This is a genomic window from Pontibacter sp. CAU 1760, assembly GCF_054482735.1.
Genome location: NZ_JBTLRL010000003.1, coordinates 14083 through 30355, shown reverse-complemented (window position 1 = coordinate 30355; position 16273 = coordinate 14083). Strand labels below are relative to the sequence as shown.

Annotated in this window: 14 protein-coding genes; 3 read left to right on the top strand and 11 right to left on the bottom strand. The window is 52.5% G+C overall.

Annotated elements, in window-relative coordinates; all coding sequences use genetic code 11:
* Nucleotides 1–24: 24 nt before the first annotated feature.
* From ACXYMU_RS04955 to ACXYMU_RS04935, 5 genes are all read right to left on the bottom strand, one after another.
* Complete coding sequence (locus tag ACXYMU_RS04955; protein ID WP_458985255.1) at nt 25–1155, bottom strand: hypothetical protein; 1131 nt, start codon at nt 1153–1155, stop codon at nt 25–27.
* A gap of 152 nt (nt 1156–1307) precedes the next feature.
* Nucleotides 1308–2384, bottom strand: a complete 1077-nt coding sequence (locus ACXYMU_RS04950) for an alkaline phosphatase (protein WP_458985254.1) — start codon at nt 2382–2384, stop codon at nt 1308–1310.
* Between the two features lie 290 nt (nt 2385–2674).
* Complete coding sequence (locus ACXYMU_RS04945; protein ID WP_458985253.1) at nt 2675–3355, bottom strand: hypothetical protein; 681 nt, start codon at nt 3353–3355, stop codon at nt 2675–2677.
* 125 nt (nt 3356–3480) lie between these two features.
* Complete coding sequence (locus ACXYMU_RS04940; RefSeq protein WP_458985252.1) at nt 3481–4596, bottom strand: CaiB/BaiF CoA transferase family protein; 1116 nt, start codon at nt 4594–4596, stop codon at nt 3481–3483.
* Nucleotides 4597–4695: 99 nt separating this feature from the next.
* Complete coding sequence (locus ACXYMU_RS04935; protein ID WP_458985251.1) at nt 4696–5460, bottom strand: YebC/PmpR family DNA-binding transcriptional regulator; 765 nt, start codon at nt 5458–5460, stop codon at nt 4696–4698.
* Nucleotides 5461–6114: 654 nt separating this feature from the next.
* On the opposite strand from ACXYMU_RS04935, the gene ACXYMU_RS04930 reads away from it, so the two are divergent.
* Both ACXYMU_RS04930 and pncA read left to right on the top strand, forming a co-directional pair.
* Nucleotides 6115–7569 carry a DEAD/DEAH box helicase gene (locus ACXYMU_RS04930; protein WP_458985250.1) on the top strand — a complete coding sequence of 485 codons (1455 nt, stop codon included), beginning with the start codon at nt 6115–6117 and terminating at the stop codon, nt 7567–7569.
* 120 nt (nt 7570–7689) lie between these two features.
* Nucleotides 7690–8301 carry a bifunctional nicotinamidase/pyrazinamidase gene (pncA, locus tag ACXYMU_RS04925; protein ID WP_458985249.1) on the top strand — a complete coding sequence of 204 codons (612 nt, stop codon included), beginning with the start codon at nt 7690–7692 and terminating at the stop codon, nt 8299–8301.
* A 74-nt stretch (nt 8302–8375) separates the two neighbouring features.
* Here the strand turns inward: pncA and ACXYMU_RS04920 are convergent, their stop codons facing one another.
* The 5 genes from ACXYMU_RS04920 to rocF form a co-directional block, all read right to left on the bottom strand.
* The gene (locus tag ACXYMU_RS04920) at nt 8376–9164 is read right to left on the bottom strand and encodes a polysaccharide deacetylase family protein (protein ID WP_458985248.1); all 789 of its coding nucleotides are present in this window, start codon (nt 9162–9164) and stop codon (nt 8376–8378) included.
* A 212-nt stretch (nt 9165–9376) separates the two neighbouring features.
* Nucleotides 9377–10312 (bottom strand): 1,4-dihydroxy-2-naphthoate polyprenyltransferase, encoded by a 936-nt coding sequence (locus ACXYMU_RS04915; RefSeq protein ID WP_458985247.1) that lies wholly within the window; start codon nt 10310–10312, stop codon nt 9377–9379.
* 76 nt (nt 10313–10388) lie between these two features.
* Nucleotides 10389–11000, bottom strand: a complete 612-nt coding sequence (locus ACXYMU_RS04910) for a glutathione peroxidase (RefSeq protein WP_458985246.1) — start codon at nt 10998–11000, stop codon at nt 10389–10391.
* Nucleotides 11001–11060: 60 nt separating this feature from the next.
* Nucleotides 11061–12851: an arginine--tRNA ligase gene (argS, locus tag ACXYMU_RS04905; protein WP_458985245.1), complete on the bottom strand. Its 1791-nt coding sequence runs from the start codon at nt 12849–12851 to the stop codon at nt 11061–11063.
* Nucleotides 12851–13822, bottom strand: a complete 972-nt coding sequence (gene rocF, locus ACXYMU_RS04900) for an arginase (RefSeq protein ID WP_458985244.1) — start codon at nt 13820–13822, stop codon at nt 12851–12853. Before rocF ends, argS begins: the two co-directional genes overlap by 1 nt.
* A 178-nt stretch (nt 13823–14000) precedes the next feature.
* Here rocF and ACXYMU_RS04895 point away from each other — a divergent pair, with 178 nt between their 5' ends.
* Nucleotides 14001–15395, top strand: coding sequence for a type III PLP-dependent enzyme domain-containing protein (locus ACXYMU_RS04895; protein WP_458985243.1), 1395 nt, complete (start codon nt 14001–14003; stop codon nt 15393–15395).
* A gap of 271 nt (nt 15396–15666) precedes the next feature.
* Here ACXYMU_RS04895 and ACXYMU_RS04890 read toward each other — a convergent pair whose 3' ends face one another.
* Nucleotides 15667–16203: a D-glycero-alpha-D-manno-heptose-1,7-bisphosphate 7-phosphatase gene (locus ACXYMU_RS04890; RefSeq protein ID WP_458985242.1), complete on the bottom strand. Its 537-nt coding sequence runs from the start codon at nt 16201–16203 to the stop codon at nt 15667–15669.
* Nucleotides 16204–16273: the final 70 nt, after the last annotated feature.

The window sequence follows — 16273 nt, the reverse complement described above, 5'->3', positions numbered from 1 at the left end:
CAATTGATTGAGCGGGCTGAGGGACTACTTCAGCCCGCTTATATTCACATAATTGTGCTGGTTCTTTTGGGCCACCTGCACAATGCTACGCCTGAAATCCTTCGGGTCATTGATAATCCCGTAGAAGTCCTCTAAAAACTTAATGGTCTGCTTCTGAGTGCTTTTATTGATCAGCGGAAAATCTTCGTACAGCCTAAAAACCGCCGTGCGTTGGGCGTTAAACCCCTGCACCACTTCCGCATAAACATGCGTCGGGGAATCATACCCCCGGTAAAGCCGGTCACGAACCGAGGTGATGCCCAGTTCCGGAGGTGGCACAGCGTAGGGAGGCCCTACAAGCCCGCAGTAATCAAAATCATAAGGCACCGGCACCGGAGGCCTCAACGGGTTTACAGACAAGAGTTTAATGTTGTGGCGGTATGGCACCGACCAGTCTGTGTTCCCGATCATGTACTGAAAAATGGCTAGTAGCGCCATGTGCTTCTGATCCGTGCCTTCCATACCTATGATCAGCTCGTCAGGCACAATAGTGGCCTTGTTTCGGTCCGCCATCTCCTCATCATCCTCTATCATAAAAGCATAGCGCACCTCAGTCCTTCGCCCGTCTTCCACATCCTGATAAGTTACCTGGCACAGCCGCACCCGAAAGCTCATGTCCGTGAAAAGGTTGTAAAGCTTATACACCAGATACTCTCTAAATACATATTCCTCATCCAGGCAATGCGTCACGAGCTTTACCTTGTTCACATGCTTAAATATGGTTTGCTGTGATGTTTTCCGGGAGAAGTTAAGCAGGATAGGCGGGAAACGGCATACCCTGGGGTCACGCCGATGGTTCCCCCGCACCCTTATCTTTAGATTTACGCGCACGTCCTGACCGGCAGCATCGCGGTAAACCAGCGAGGCAGGATGGTACGCTGAATCTTCGTCGCGGTCCTTCAGTAAGGCTTTAAAAGTTGAGTTGATGGTGAAGCGCAGCACCTCCTCCTGTGCAAAAAGGGGGTTCTCGGCAATACTAGGTACTACAATCTGCTGAGAAAGCTTTTCTAAATGCTCCTTCGGCCAGGTATTGCCCATAGCGCCCTGCGCCAGAGGCATGGTTTGGAAACCAATGGCGAAAACAAGTGGAAGCAGGAGCCTGAAAATATATTTCATACTATATATTGTGTCGCGACAGCAACAGCGGGTACACCCATGGATAAGCCCGCATATCAGCTTGAAAAGAGGGCGTTATTTCAGGAGCAAAGGATGCATTCGGCCGTAGCATACATGCGCTTCCAGTCACCGGCAATGACTTAACCCGTTATTTAGGGAAGCGCATCCGGTGTTAGCAGTTCATTCAATACACGTCCTTTTCGGGCTGCGGTGGTCATTTTCTTCACCACCTGAATTGAGTCAAGCGGTAATACAGCGCCTGTTGTGTCGGAGGCGAGAACCACCGCAACGGTATCCAGGCGGGGTATCGCTACCTGCTCTGCCATGGCAAAGCCCAATAACTTGCTTACAGTCGGGGCGATGTCTACCAGGCTTCCCCCGGCTTCCATCACGGTGTTCTTCTTAAAATCCGGCCCCAAGGCCAGCAGGTTAATGCGCCGACAGCCATCGCAGTTATCGCCATGGTCTTGCCAGCCGGTAGCGATACCATCCAAGTGCCGGCCATGGTCGCTGGTGATGAGCAGGGCTGTGTTTTTGCGGTAAAACTTGTCTTTCCTCAAGAAATCATACAGCTCCTTCACGTACTGGTCTGACCTGGAAATGCCTCGTATGTAATAGTCCCAGTTGCCGGCGTGGGCGTAGCCATCGGGCTCCATAAAATTGATCAGCACCAGACTTGGGTGGTTGGCCGTCATGATTTCTTTGGCGGTTGCCAAGGTCAGGGAGTCAGCCCGGTAACCGGTGCCTGGCCCGTTTACGCCACAATTTACGGAAGGCAGAAACTGGTTGTGCCACGCCGAATCAGTGGTATTGGCCAGGATATGCAACTTGTCTTTACTGGCGATGATCCAGGTGTCGGAGGCGGGTTTGCCAGTTGCCTTGCGCCAGTACTGAAATATGGAGGGGTTTGCAGGAAACTCTTCGCCGTAATTGTCGATGGGTTGATTCACGCCCGTGGTGATGGCGGCATGCCCGGAATTGGTATAGGTATAGCCGTCGTTCTGGAAATAACTGTAAAGTGTGCCTTTTGGCTTTAGCTTGGTGGCCATGTTTGGGATATGGCCAGGCGCTTCTCCCCACATCTCCGAGTACCTCGGGCCATCGATCACCACAATCACCACATTTTTGGTGTTTGGCCCTTTCTTGCTTTTGATGCCCGATAAGCTACAGGACCCAAAAAACACGAGCGCCAGCAGCAACATAAACCAGCTTAAATAAGCTGTTAACATCCTGTTATTACTGTTCCTGGTATATGCGTATTGTTGTCTCATACCTACACTATGGTTTTTGAAACCCCTCTATTTAGTATACGCAGGCAACATAACAAAAGCTGTATAAACTTGGCTTTACGAAAGCCAGCAATCACCAGGAATAGAGCAACTTATCAAAGTCAGAAAGCTGTATGCAGGAGGTGAGCACAAGGATGAAAAACGAACAGAACCTTAAGGTGTAATTTGAGGGATGAGCTGGTAGGTATAGGGGAAAAGAGCGCTCAGACAATAGCCTGAGCGCTCTGCTGTTAATGCGTTAGCTCGTGGCTAATCTGGAAACCCAGTTTGCGGGGCTTGGTCAGTTGCGAGTTCTCTAATTTCTGTTTTAACGTAATGCGCTCGATGTCGCTGACGTCCTGGCCCATCAAGTCGTTGTTAACGGCTGCAACCATAGCACTTTCTAAAATGGTGCGCAAGATACGGTCAGTGATGACGTTTGCTGCGATGTTGGTAATCTTTTCGACCGGTAAATCCAGTTGCTTCACCCCTTCAATACAGAAATGCTTGTCTATGTTGATGAGCATACGCCCTACCAGGTAACCCGGGTCCTCCAACCTATTATACTTGATGGTATCCGCCATAAAGTTATAGGCCATGATGTGGCCAAAGAAGCGTCTTCGGAAGTCTTCTTCTACATACTCGCTGCGCATAATCTCATAATCGTCCGGGAAAGTGACAATGTTCGAGTGCATGACAAACACCAGCAAATCGCCGGAGAACTTGATCTGAAACTCCAGTTCACCCACGTTCCGGTACTCGATCAGGATATCGGCATCTTGGGTGGTGATGCGCTCGGTCAGCTCCTGCACCAGTTCTTTGGAAATCTCCTTCATGCGGTTAAAAGCCTCCAGCGTGTTCCGGTAAATCGCTTGTTTGGTCTTGGACTTCTGGTGCAGGCCGTTTATGATATCGTCTAATTTATCTTCCATAGTAGGTTTTTGCCGTAAGTTATGTCTCTCCCCTAGTGTACCTCAGTTAAGGGCACTTTGTTTGCCGCAGCACTCCTGCAGGCTGGTTTTCAGTCGGATTACCTCTGTGGGGCAGGCTCACTCAATCAGCCTTCTGATTGGTAAGCTGGTGGTGGGCCGAGAGTTGCCGCCTCCCTACCTGCCAACTGAAAAGCTACTTGCCGCAGTCCTGGCTTTGCATCCGGGTGCACTAGTAGCATCTGCTGAGCAGCGGGTAACCCGAAGACTTCCGGTATGGCATTCACGGCGCCAGCGGGTACATGCTGCGCATGGAACGCCGCCAGCAAAGCCTCCCGGTCCCAATCCGCTACCAACTTGCACAGCAGCGCGTTTACCTCTGCCCGGTGAGCCACGCGGCCGCTATTCGATTTATACCGCTCGTCGTCTGCCATACCCGCCTGGCCCAGTATGCCACATAAACGCCTGAACTGCCTGTCATCGCCGATGGCCAGCACCAACTGCCTGCCACATCTGCAGGTATAAACCGACCCATAAGGCACGATGTTGGGGTGCTCAGAGCCCATGCGCTGCGGCGCTTGCCCTGCCACCAGGTAGTTAGTTGCCTGGTTTGCCAGCGCCGACACTGCCGATTGAAACAGCGAGACCTGCACCAACTGCCCTTTTCCGCTCCGCTCCCGCTCTAGCAGTGCCACCAGCAACCCTTGCTTTAGTTGGTGGGCAGTCAGAATATCCATCAAGGCAACAGGCATTTTCAGCGGGGCGCCCCCTGGTTCGCCGTTCAGGTACATGAACCCGCTCTCCGCTTGCACCACGGCATCATACCCTGCTCGCGCATCTTCCGGGCCATACCCTGTGATATGCCCATAAATAAGCCGTGGGTTAATTCCGCTCAAAGTGTGGTAGTCTACCCTGAGCTTTTCAGCATCGCCGGGCTTATAACTGGCTATCACGAGGTCGGCCTTTTGAGCCAGGGTATAGAGTTGTTGCAGGTGAGATGTTTCAGAGAAGTTAAGCGCCAGGGATGTTTTCCCCCAATTGGCCGCACAGAAATAGGCCGGAGTATCGGTAGCGGCACTTTCTGTGCTGAGCTTCCAAGTGCGGGTCACATCGCCGTGGGTGGCAGCGTTCTCAATTTTCAGCACACGGGCACCTAGCTCGGCGAAAAACTGCCCGACACTTGGCCCTGCCAGTACACTTGCCAGTTCCAGTACCAGCATATCCTTAAACACGGCACTTGCCATACATTCTCTGATTTAGAAATACACACACACCTGCATCCAGCCGGTAGCGTGACATCATACTATAAAAGGCTATGACCTCAAGCATAAAGCACTTTACCGCTAAGCTCCTTCTTCCAGTTCGGCCAGTACTTCTTCGCTCAGTTCCAGGTTGTGGTATACCTGCTGCACATCGTCATCGTCTTCCAGGGCATCGAACAGGCGTAGGTTTTTCCGGACGGCGTCCAGGTCCTCTACTGTCACGGTGGTTTGGGGAAGGCGTTGCAGGTCGGCGCTTTCTACCTCCAGGTGTAGCTCCTCTATCTTTTTCTGCAACATCCCGAAATCTTCCATGGCGCTGTATATCGTGATGTAGTCCTCCTCAAACTCCACTTCCTCGGCACCGCCGTCTGCCAATGCCAGCAACAGTTCGTCCTGGTTTTCGGGTTGCTCCGGTTTGCGGCGGATGGAGAACACCCCTTTTCGGTCAAAAAGATACTCCACTGAGCCACTGGTACCCAAACTGCCTCCGCTTTTGTTGAACATGGTGCGCAAGTTCTGAACCGTGCGATTGATATTATCCGTGAGGCACTCCACAAACACGGCCACCCCGCCCGGGCCATACCCCTCGTAGTTCACCTGGCTGTAATCCCCGGCATCGCTTCCCTCGCCCTTCGAGATGGCCCGCTCAATATTATCTTTGGGCATATTGGCCGCCTTGCTTTGCTGTATTGCCAAGCGCAGGCGAGGGTTGGCGTCCGGGTCGGCACCGCCCTCTTTCACGGCCACCGTCATTTCCTTGATTAGCTTGGTGAAGATTTTAGAGCGCTTCGCGTCAAGAGCCCCTTTTTTGCGCTTGATCTGAGACCATTTGTTATGTCCTGCCATAGCTGTTGCTTGCTTTACAAAGTTTTGTGTGGCCCCTAAGTGCCGCACCTGCTATACGGGCAAAATAAAGGAATTATGCTGAAAAGGCACAAAAAGAGCAGCCCCGCGATGATAGCGAGGCTGCTCTTACTGGTGGTGTATCTAGCTTATGGAGGCCGGTATCTGCTAAAGCAGAAACATAAAAACAGCATTGATGATGTTAAGCCCTAACAACAAAAACAGGTTAGGGGAGTCTTGTACAACTTTTTTCATAATATATAAAATAAAGTATATTACACTTGCAAACATTACGTGTTTGCATTCAAAGCATATTTACGTCAAGCCCCCCTGCAAGTTTCAATTTATTGCACTTTGCTAATACATCAAAACATTAAACTATGTTTATATATTAATAAACTAATTACTATAAAAAATGCCGATTACTCCTGTTAGTTCAATAATTCCTAAAACCTCGCCCACACTGTTTTGCACTATTTCACTCCTCCCCCGGAGTACCCCGAACAGTTACCCCATCTGGTGTCGAACGAGGCTTAAGCGAATGTTTACGCCGCACCATGTAGCAACAAAGCTATATTTATGTTATCTTTACTTTGCAGACGCTCTGTATAAAGCATACATAAGAGCGACAGTTTCAAATCAAAAAGCACTCATATTTTGAACTTCAGTTCTTTTAACCTACACGACGATGTTTTAACGGGAATCAACTCGATGGGCTATAACAACCCGACTCCCGTGCAGGAACAGGCCATCCCACTCATACTAGACGGCAAAGACATGATTGCCTGCGCCCAAACCGGCACAGGCAAAACAGCCGCTTACCTGCTTCCCCTCATCGACCGCATCTCCAACGGAGGCTACGAGCATACCAGCACCCTAATCCTGGTGCCTACCCGCGAGCTCGCCAAGCAGATTGATGAGCAGGTGGAAGGTTTTGGATATTTTGCCTCTGTGTCTTCAATCGCTATTTACGGCGGTAACAAGGGAGATGACTGGGAGCAGCAGAAACGAGCCCTGACGACGGGTGCCGACATCATCATTGCTACGCCGGGCCGTTTGCTTTCGCACCTGGCTATGGGCTATGTAAAGCTTGAGCAGCTGAACCACCTGGTACTGGACGAGGCCGACAAGATGCTGGATATGGGCTTCATGGATGACCTGCTGAAGATCATCAACCAGTTGCCAAAAGAGCGCCAGACGCTGCTCTTTTCCGCAACCATGCCGCGCAAGATCCGTGACCTTGCGCAGCAGATCTTAGCAGATCCTGCGGAGATAAACCTGGCCATATCCAAGCCGGCAGAAGGCATTGACCAGCGCATCTACCTGACTTTCGATAACCAGAAACTGCCCCTGCTTGAGCATTTGCTGCGGGAGTTGGATGTACAGAGCATGATCATTTTCACGTCACGCAAATCTAACGTGAACCAGATTGTGCGCTCGCTCGTGAAAATGGGCTTTACCGCGGAGGGCATCTCCTCGGACATGACACAGGATGAGCGCGAGAAGGCGCTGCAGGGCTTTAAGAACAAGCAGTACCAGATTGTGGTAGCCACCGATATCCTTTCGAGGGGTATAGATATTGACAGCCTGAGCCATGTGGTGAATTTTGACATGCCGCAGGATGCCGAGGACTATGTGCATCGCGTGGGCCGTACGGCCCGTGCCGCCTCAACAGGTATGGCCATTACGTTTGTGAACGAGAAAGACATGTACCGGGTGCAGAAGGTGGAGCGCCTGATTGAGCGTGAACTGCCTAAACTCCCGCTTCCGGATAACTTCGGCCCGGCTCCAGCCTACGACCCAGGCAAGCGCCAGGAAAGCGGCGGTAGTCATCGCCATAGAAGCGGAGGCCGGCCAGGCCCAGGCGGCAGCAACAAGCAGCACAAAAGCAGGCACCATCGCGACAGCAAACCGGCAAGAGAGCGCTCTAAAGATGAAAACGACCGACCGATCAAAGCGGCCAACCCATCTCCGCGACCTGCCAGCAGCGAGGCCGTGACCGCTGAGGGCGCCCCTAAAAAGAAGCGCAACCGCAACAACCGGAATCGGAACAGAAACAGCAATGAGGGTGGCAAGCCGGCTGGCGAAAACCAGCAGCCTGCTGCTTCGTAGCATACACATCCTTTAACTGAACCAACAGAGCCGCCATTCCAGCGGCTCTGTTGGTTTCGCCCTATTTATAGACGGTTACCATACCCTCTTATTTCTTCTGGCAGACTAACACATAAGTTTATGAAAGCGCTCTTACTCATCGATATCCAAAATGATTTCTTGCCAGGTGGCGCATTGGCCGTGCCCGAGGGCGATGCCATATCACCGTTGGTGAATCAGCTGCAAGGCAAGTTCGATCTGGTTGTGGCCACCCAGGACTGGCATCCGCAAAACCATAAAAGCTTTGCCTCCCAACACGCGGGAAGGGAAGTTTTCGATGTAACCACGTTGCAGGGATTGGAGCAGGTGCTATGGCCCGACCACTGCATACAAGGCACCCCAGGGGCTGAGTTTTCGGAGAAGTTGGAGATGAACAAAGTGGAGGCCATTTTCCGGAAGGGCATGAACCCGGGAATTGATTCTTACAGCAGCTTTTATGATAACGGCCACTTAAAAAGCACCGGACTGGCAGATTACCTGCATGGCAAAGGTGTTACTCAGGTATACCTGGCTGGCCTTGCCGCTGACTATTGCGTCTACTTCTCGGCTAAAGACGCCCTGTCAGAAGGGTTTGACGTTTACTTTGTAGAAGATGCCACCCGTGCCATCAGCCAGGAAGGGTTTGGGAAAGCGAAGGAAGATTTGCGCAGCAAAGGGGCTAAAATCGTACAGAGCAGCAGTATCCTGGGTTGATGCTTTACAGAAATTGCGTAAAAGGCGATACCGTATGAATACTGGCATCGCCTTTTACATAACCATCATCAATACTAGTTCTTTTTCTCAGCGGCTTGCATGTATTTGGCCGCTTCTATAAAGGTTGGGTTCCAGATTTTCTTCTCGTTGTCTTTCAGGTAGCGCAGCAACTGGTTGTGCGCCTCCAGCGACACGTTTAGGCCGTGTTCGCCGCCCACGCCATGGAACAGGAATACAATCAGGCTGTTTGTTTTCACTGCCTGCTCCACCAACTGAATCAGTTCTTCGCCTGTCTGGCCGTTTACCATGTAAGAGCCGATGTTATACACGTCGGTAGGCTCACGTTGCAGCATCTCGGCATGTACCCCCCGGGCAGCTACCAGTTCCCCTTTCACGTCTTCGATATAGGTCTTTCCATCCACCTGCGTATCGCCGCAGGGGTAGGCGAAAGTGCGTTCCTTTTTCCCGTCCAACGCTTGGAGGGTCGCATTGGTCATCTTAATCTCGTCTGTTATCCGGCGCACCGAATATGTTGCCAGGTCGTAATCCGGCGTTACGAAGCTGCGGCCCGGCTGACTGCCATCGCAGGGATGAAAAAGGGTATGGTTTGCCAGTTCGTGCTTGTTGGCGGCCACTTTCTTCCATTCCGCTAACCGCTTGGTAAAAGCGGGCGCAGCGGCGGTCAGGAAAAAGGTGCCTTTCAGCTGCAGGGCATCCAAGGCAGGGATGGCGTTGTCGAGGTGCACGTTCAGGGCATCATCGTATGTCAGCACGACCGCGGCCTGTTTCTTATTCCAGTTCTGGGCGAAAGCCGAAAAGCTGCACAGGCAAAACACGAAAGCGAGGATTCTGGTCAAAAGCATCTCTAAAGTCAGGTTAGGGTTCAAATCAATCTAGCTACGAAAGTCACTTTCCTTATCTGTGATCCATCAGCCAAAGTACACTCAATATAGGCGTTTAAACTCAAACTTCCTGTATCCGGCATGCCTGGTTAACTTCCCATACCCCACTTTTAAACAAAAACGGCCGATACAATGATGTATCGGCCGGTGATAGCATTAACAAGAAGATTTGCTTACAGCACCTGCCCCAGCCCGAAGAGCAGCACAAACAGCAGCGTTGTAAGCGCCATTTGTTTGAGGTAAGGGTCTAGTTGCTGCGAGGTTTGCTTGCGCCACACATTTATACCGTTCACGAGCACAAGCGGGAAGGCCAGCAAGAACAGCAGTTGCCAGGGGCTGTAAAAGTTGAGCCATACATAGGCCACGGCACTCAGCACACCACCCAACAGCAGCAGCATGTGGTATATGCGCGCACGCTCGGGGCCAAGCCGGACCGGTATGGAATTTTTGCCCGCCAACGTATCCGACTTTATATCACGGATGTTATTCACGTTCAGCACGGCCGTTGAGAAGAAGCCGCAAACCAATGCTGGCAGTAGCACCATCCCTTGCAGTGCCTGTGCCTGCAGAAAGTATGTCCCCAAAACGCCTACCAGGCCAAAGAACACAAACACGGAGATATCCCCAAGCCCCGCATAGCCATAAGGCTTGTCGCCGGCAGTATAGTTGATGGCCGCCCAGATGGAGGCCAGCCCCAGCCCCAGGAATACCACAAAGAGCAGCATTCCTTCTGTGCCAAACGCCACCCACAACAGCAGCAACCCGGATACCAGCGAGAGCAGGCTAAACACCAGCATCCCTTTCTTCATCTGTTCGGCTTTGATGTGGCCCAGTTGCACGGCGCGTTTCGGGCCCTCGCGGTGCTCATTGTCGGCCCCGTGCCTGGAGTCGCCGTAATCGTTGGCCAGGTTCGAGAGGATCTGCAGAAATAGTGTTGTCAGGATACAGAGGCCCACGATGGTGCCGTTAAAGACGCCTTGCGCCGCTGCCATAAAACCGCCCATGCCAATGCATGAAAGGGCCAGCGGCAGGGTACGTGGCCTAAAAGCCGAAATCCAGGCCTTCACAAGACCTGGATTCTGAGTTGATATGTGCTCGGATGTCGTCAAGTTAGTATAAATCCAATACTGGCGCAGGTAAATGCTTGCGCCAGGTTAAGCCTAAGCGCTATTAACTCGCTAAAATTTATTTTTGGATAGCCGCCAGCACTTCCTCGCCCATCGGCTTGGCCTTGGATGGGAAAAAAGCCACTACCTCGCCTTGCTCATCCAGCAGGTATTTGCAGAAGTTCCAGTTAGGCTCCTCCTGGTTTGGGCTTTGCTGCTGCAACCACACATAAAGCGGGTGCTTGTCTTCGCCTACCACCGACACCTTCTCGAACACCGGGAAGGTAACGCCAAAGTTTTTCTGGCAAAAAGAAGCGATTTCCTCGTTGCTGCCTGGCTCCTGGCCGCCGAAGTTGTTGGCCGGGAAACCCAGCACCACCACGTCGTTGCCGTGCTGCTCGTGCAACTGCTGCAGCTCGGCATACTGCGGGGTATAGCCGCACTCCGAAGCCGTGTTTACCACGAGCACTTTCTTCCCTTTGTACTGTGAGAAGTCTATGTTCTTTCCGTCCAGCGTCTTTGCCTGGAAACCATAAAAGTCGCTCACCTGAGCGTTTGGGTTAGAGGTTGTTTCTGTTGCCATTGCGTCTGATTCTAAAGTGTTGCTTGCACTGTCCTGGCAGGCACTTAAGATGGAGATTAAGCTCAGCAGCGCTGCGGCCTGCTTCAGGAAAGTAGTTTTAATTGTCATAAGTCAAATTAGTTAAGCACTGCTGTGCCAGCGAAACAGGCAATCGGTCAATATGTTTTCTTACATGCGCTCCGGCACCTCTATCCCTAACAGGCGCATGCTGTTTCGGATGAAGCGGGCCACCATGGCCGAGAGGGCGATGCGGAAATTACGCGCCTGCTCATCGGTCTCGTTAAAGATGGACACCTCCTGATAGAAGCGGTTATAGGCTTTCGCCAGTTCGTAGGCATAGTTCGCGATAACGGAAGGGGCATACAGGTTCCCTGCTTCCTTTACTACTGCCGGAAAGTTCACCAGCTGCGTGATGACCTCCTGCTCTGTTTCGTGCAGGCTTGTCACCTGGCCGAAAGCAGCCACATCCACGTGCAGCCCCATGTCGGCGGCTTTGCGCAGGATGGCGGAGATACGGGCGTGCGAGTACTGCACAAACGGTCCGGTGTTGCCCCGGAAGTCAATCGACTCCTGTGGGTTGAACAGCATGCGCTTCCTCGGGTCCACTTTCAGCAGGAAGTACTTCAGCGCACCCATGGCTAGGGTATGGTACAGCTCGTTGGCCTGCTCCTCGGTAAAGCCCTCGATCTTGCCCAGTTCCTCGGTCTGCTGGCGTGCCGTGTCAATCATCTCGGCCACCAACTCGTCGGCGTCCACCACGGTGCCCTCCCGCGATTTCATCTTGCCGGAAGGCAGATCCACCATCCCGTAGGACAGGTGATAAATGCCATCGGCGTAAGGTTTGCCTAAGATCTTAAGCGTGGCCTGCAGCACCTGGAAATGGTAGTTCTGCTCATCGGCCACCACGTATACCGACTGGTCGTAGGGGAAGTCGTCATACTTCAGCTGGGCTGTGCCCAGGTCCTGGGTGATGTATACCGAGGTGCCGTCGGCGCGCAGCAGCAGCTTCTCGTCCAGGCCTTCACTTGTCAGGTCCACCCACACTGAGCCGTTCTCCTTTTTGAAGAACACCTCTTTCTGCAGTCCTTCCTCCACCAGTTCTTTGCCCAGCATGTAGGTCTCAGACTCGTAGTAGTATTTATCGAAGTCTACCCCGATGTTACGGTAGGTCTCGTCGAAGCCGGCGTATACCCAACTGTTCATGGTTTTCCAGAGGTTCACCACCTGCTCATCGCCCTGCTCCCACTTCAGCAGCATGTCCTGGGCTTCCAGCATCCAGGGGGCTTTCTTCTTCGCCTCCTCCTTGTCCATGCCCTCAGCCACCAGTGCATCTATCTGCTCTTTGTACTGCTTGTCGAACAGCACGTAGTACTTGCCCGCCAAGTGGTCGCCTTTCATGCCGCTACTTTCCGGCGTCTCGCCGTTGCCCAGCTTCTCGTAGGCCAGCATCGACTTGCAGATGTGGATGCCCCGGTCGTTCACCAGGTTCACCTTCATTACCTCATGGCCGTTGGCCTTCAGGATCTCGGCCATGGAGTAGCCCAGGAAATTGTTGCGCAGATGGCCCAAATGCAGCGGTTTGTTGGTGTTGGGTGAGGAGTACTCCACCATCACGTTGCGGCCGCTCGGCTCAGCTTGCCCGTAGCTGTCGTCCTGCATCAATCCGCGGAAAAGGCGCAACCACTCCGTGTCCTCTATCTCCAGGTTCAGGAATCCCTTTACCACGTTAAAGTCACGGATCTCGGGTGAGTTTTCTTTCAGGTATGCGCCGATGGCCTGCCCGATTTGCTCAGGGCCTTTGCCAACCTGCTTGGTATACGGAAAGGTAACGAAGGTAAAAGAACCGGCAAACTCCTTGCGGGTAGGCTGCAGGGCAATCTGTCCGGCGTCTACGGAGATGGAAAACAAAGCTTGCAGCGCTTGGCTGATGCTCTGGCTAAGGACATTTTGAAGTTGCATTATTGTATAGCTGTACTTTTAGATTCTCGGTGTAAAATGGCGGAGGTGGCGGTCTCCAGTATCTCAAAGGCGTTTTCGGCCATCGTGTTCTCTGTGTCCAGCGTCGGGTTGATCTCGGTCATCTCGTAACACACCACGCGCGGGTCCTGCAGCAAATGGTAATTCAGGGCTTTCGCCTCCTCCACGGTCAGCCCGATGGCCACGGGCGTGCCGGTCCCTTTCGAGAACTTGGAGTCCAGGCTGTCCACATCGAACGACACGTAGAGGATGTCGCAGTCGCGCAGCCGATCCAGCGCCTCGGCGGCCACCTGCTCGGCCCCCTTCTGGGTAAATTCCTTGTAGGTGAAGTTCTTGATGCCGTGCTTCTCGATAAAGTAATCCTCCGGCTCCTCGGTGTCGCGCACCACGATGTAAACCAGGTGCTCGGGCTTCAGCTTCGGGCCGTCGTAGCCCAGTTTCTTCAGCGAGTTCCAGAAAAACACGGTCTCCGGGGTCGGGTCGTTGATCTGGCGGTCCAGGTTGTCGACGTTCAGGGCCATGGCCAGCGGCATGCCGTGCACGTTGCCCGAGGGCGAGGTATACGGCGAGTGGATGTCGGCGTGGGCATCGATCCAGATCACACCCAGCGTTTTGTCGGGGTAGGCCGCCTTGATGCCGGCAATGGTGCCGTGGGCGTTGGAGTGGTCGCCGGCCAGCACCAGCGGAAACATGTCGATGGCGATGGTCTGCTCCACGGCGTTGGCGATGTTCTTCTGCACCGTCAGGATGCTGTCGATGCGGTGCGCGTTCGGGAAGATGTCCTTGTCGAAGAGCGTGTAGTTGAGGTCGGGTACGCTGACAGAATTAAAGCGCTTGAAGTAGTCGGACCCTTTGTCCCAGCACGCCACCTTCAGGGCCTCGATGCCCATGCTGGCGCCCCGGGTACCGGCTCCTAATTCAGACCTTACTTCTATCAGTTTAATTTTTTTCATAATCTGTCGTTTACAGGATAATCTGCACAGACAAAACATATGCGCAGTTTATGTAGATTGTTACGCCTTCTGCACCAAAGGTATTGCAGAAAGCTTGTATATAATCTGAACAAAGTTTTTGCAAAGATGGTAAATAACGAACAATATTGCATTTTTTCTTATATCACTGTTCCCGTAAATGGATAAATACACAGACCTCATACATCAAACGTTCGATTTCCCGACAGACGAGTTCCAGGTGGTAGACAATGAGCTACAGTTCAATGGAATCCCGCTGATGGAGATCATCAAAGAATACGGCACTCCTCTTAAATTAACATACCTCCCCAAGATCGGTTCCCAGATCCGGAAGGCGAAGGGCCTGTTTGCCGACGCTATCCAGGAGCTTGACTACAAGGGTACTTATACCTACTGCTACTGCACCAAAGCCTCGCATTTCTCTTTCGTGATGGAAGAGGCCCTGAAAAGCGGCGTGCACATCGAAACCTCCTCCGGGTACGACATGCAGATCATCCGGGCCCTGTATAAGAAGGGGAAGATCGACAAGAGCACCTACATTATCTGCAACGGCTTTAAGCGCGAGCGCTACCGCCAGTGGATCACGGAGCTGATCAACGAGGGCTTTACTAACTGCATGCCGATTTTGGACCACTTGGGCGAGATAGAATACTATAAGGAGCACGTGCAGGTGAAGACGAAGGTGGGGATGCGCCTGGCCTCCGACGAGGAGCCGAAGTTTGAGTTCTACACCTCCCGCCTGGGGGTGCGCTACAACGATGTGATTGGCCTGTATGAGCAGCAGATAAAAGAGGACCCGCGCTTCGAGCTGAAGATGCTGCACTACTTCATCAACACCGGCATCAAGGACACCTCGTATTACTGGTCGGAGCTGAGCCGCTTCCTGCGCAAGTACTGCGAGCTGAAGAAGCTGTGCCCGGAACTCGACACGATAGACATCGGTGGCGGCTTCCCGATCAAGACCTCCATCCAGGCTGATTACGATTACCGTTATATGGTAACGGAGATTCTGCGCACCATCAAGCGCATTTGTGCCGAAGAAGGTGTGCCGGAGCCTAACATATTCACAGAATTTGGTATATTTACGGTAGGCGAGAGTGCGGCAAATATCTACTCGATCCTGGACGAAAAGCTGCAGAACGACAAGGAGCTTTGGTACATGATCGACGGTTCCTTTATCACGAACCTGCCGGACGCGTGGGCCCTGAACCAGCGCTGGCCTTTGCTGGCCGTAAACCACTGGGACAAGGAATATCGCAAAATACAGCTTGGGGGTATGACCTGCGATAGCCAGGATTATTACAATTCCGAAATGCACTCGTTCCAGGTATTCCTGCCGAAGGCCCCGAAGGATGAGCCACTGTACATTGGCTTCTTCCACACCGGGGCGTATCAGGAGCAACTGAGTGGGTATGGCGGCATCAAACATTGCCTGATTCCATCGCCACAGCACATTTTGGTAGATCGTGACGAAGAAGGAAATATTATTACAAGACAATTTGCCCCGGAGCAAACACCAGAGTCAATGCTACGTATCTTAGGGTACGAGGTGTAATACTGAAGGAATAGCAATTAATTCGGGATTACACCGTTAGATCTATAAATGCAAACAAATTCAGGCTTCACATCAACAAGAATATGAAAAAAGTGATGATAGCAGGCGTATTGTTCCTAAGCTTAGGTATGGCCTCATGTAAAACTTATTGTCCGGCCTATAACCTGGCCAGTGTGGAAGACACGACAGATAAAGCATCATCTTCTGCAACGGAGAAGGTAGCCAATACCTAATCAACGTACCCCATGACCATATTACAGAAAAGCCGGCGCTACGCCGGCTTTTCTGCTTTCTGCATAATCAGTTGTGACGCTTCCCATAGGTTGTGCGCCTGATAGGTATGGGCACCCGCCGCATACTTGTCCCCCACCAACACCGACTTTACCTTTACTTTCGCGGCTGCCTCCAGGTCGCGCAGCGAATCTCCCACCATCCACGAAGCAACCGGGTCGATGTTGAACTTGGCCACGGCGCGTTCCAGCATCAGGCTATCCGGTTTGCGTGAAAGCGACTCCGAGAAACTGGGGTGGCCGGGTGCGTAATAGATCGCATCAATCAACTGCCCGCACGCATCTTGCAGCTTCTGGTGGCAGGCCAGCACATCGGAGCGCAGGTAGCGCCCTTTGGCAATGCCCGCCTGGTTCGTGATCACGATCAGCAGATAGCCGTTTTCCTTCAGTAACCTGAGCGCTTCCGGCACCCCGGGCAGCACTTCAAATTCGTCCAGCTTGTAGGTATAGTCTCCCCGCTCGCGGTTCAGCACACCGTCGCGGTCCAGGAAAACGCATTTGGTTTTAAGGTGTTCCATTTAGTTTTGTAGAATTGAGTGTTGGAGCGCATAAAAGTACGGATAATCCTCGCCTACCCATACCTCCCTT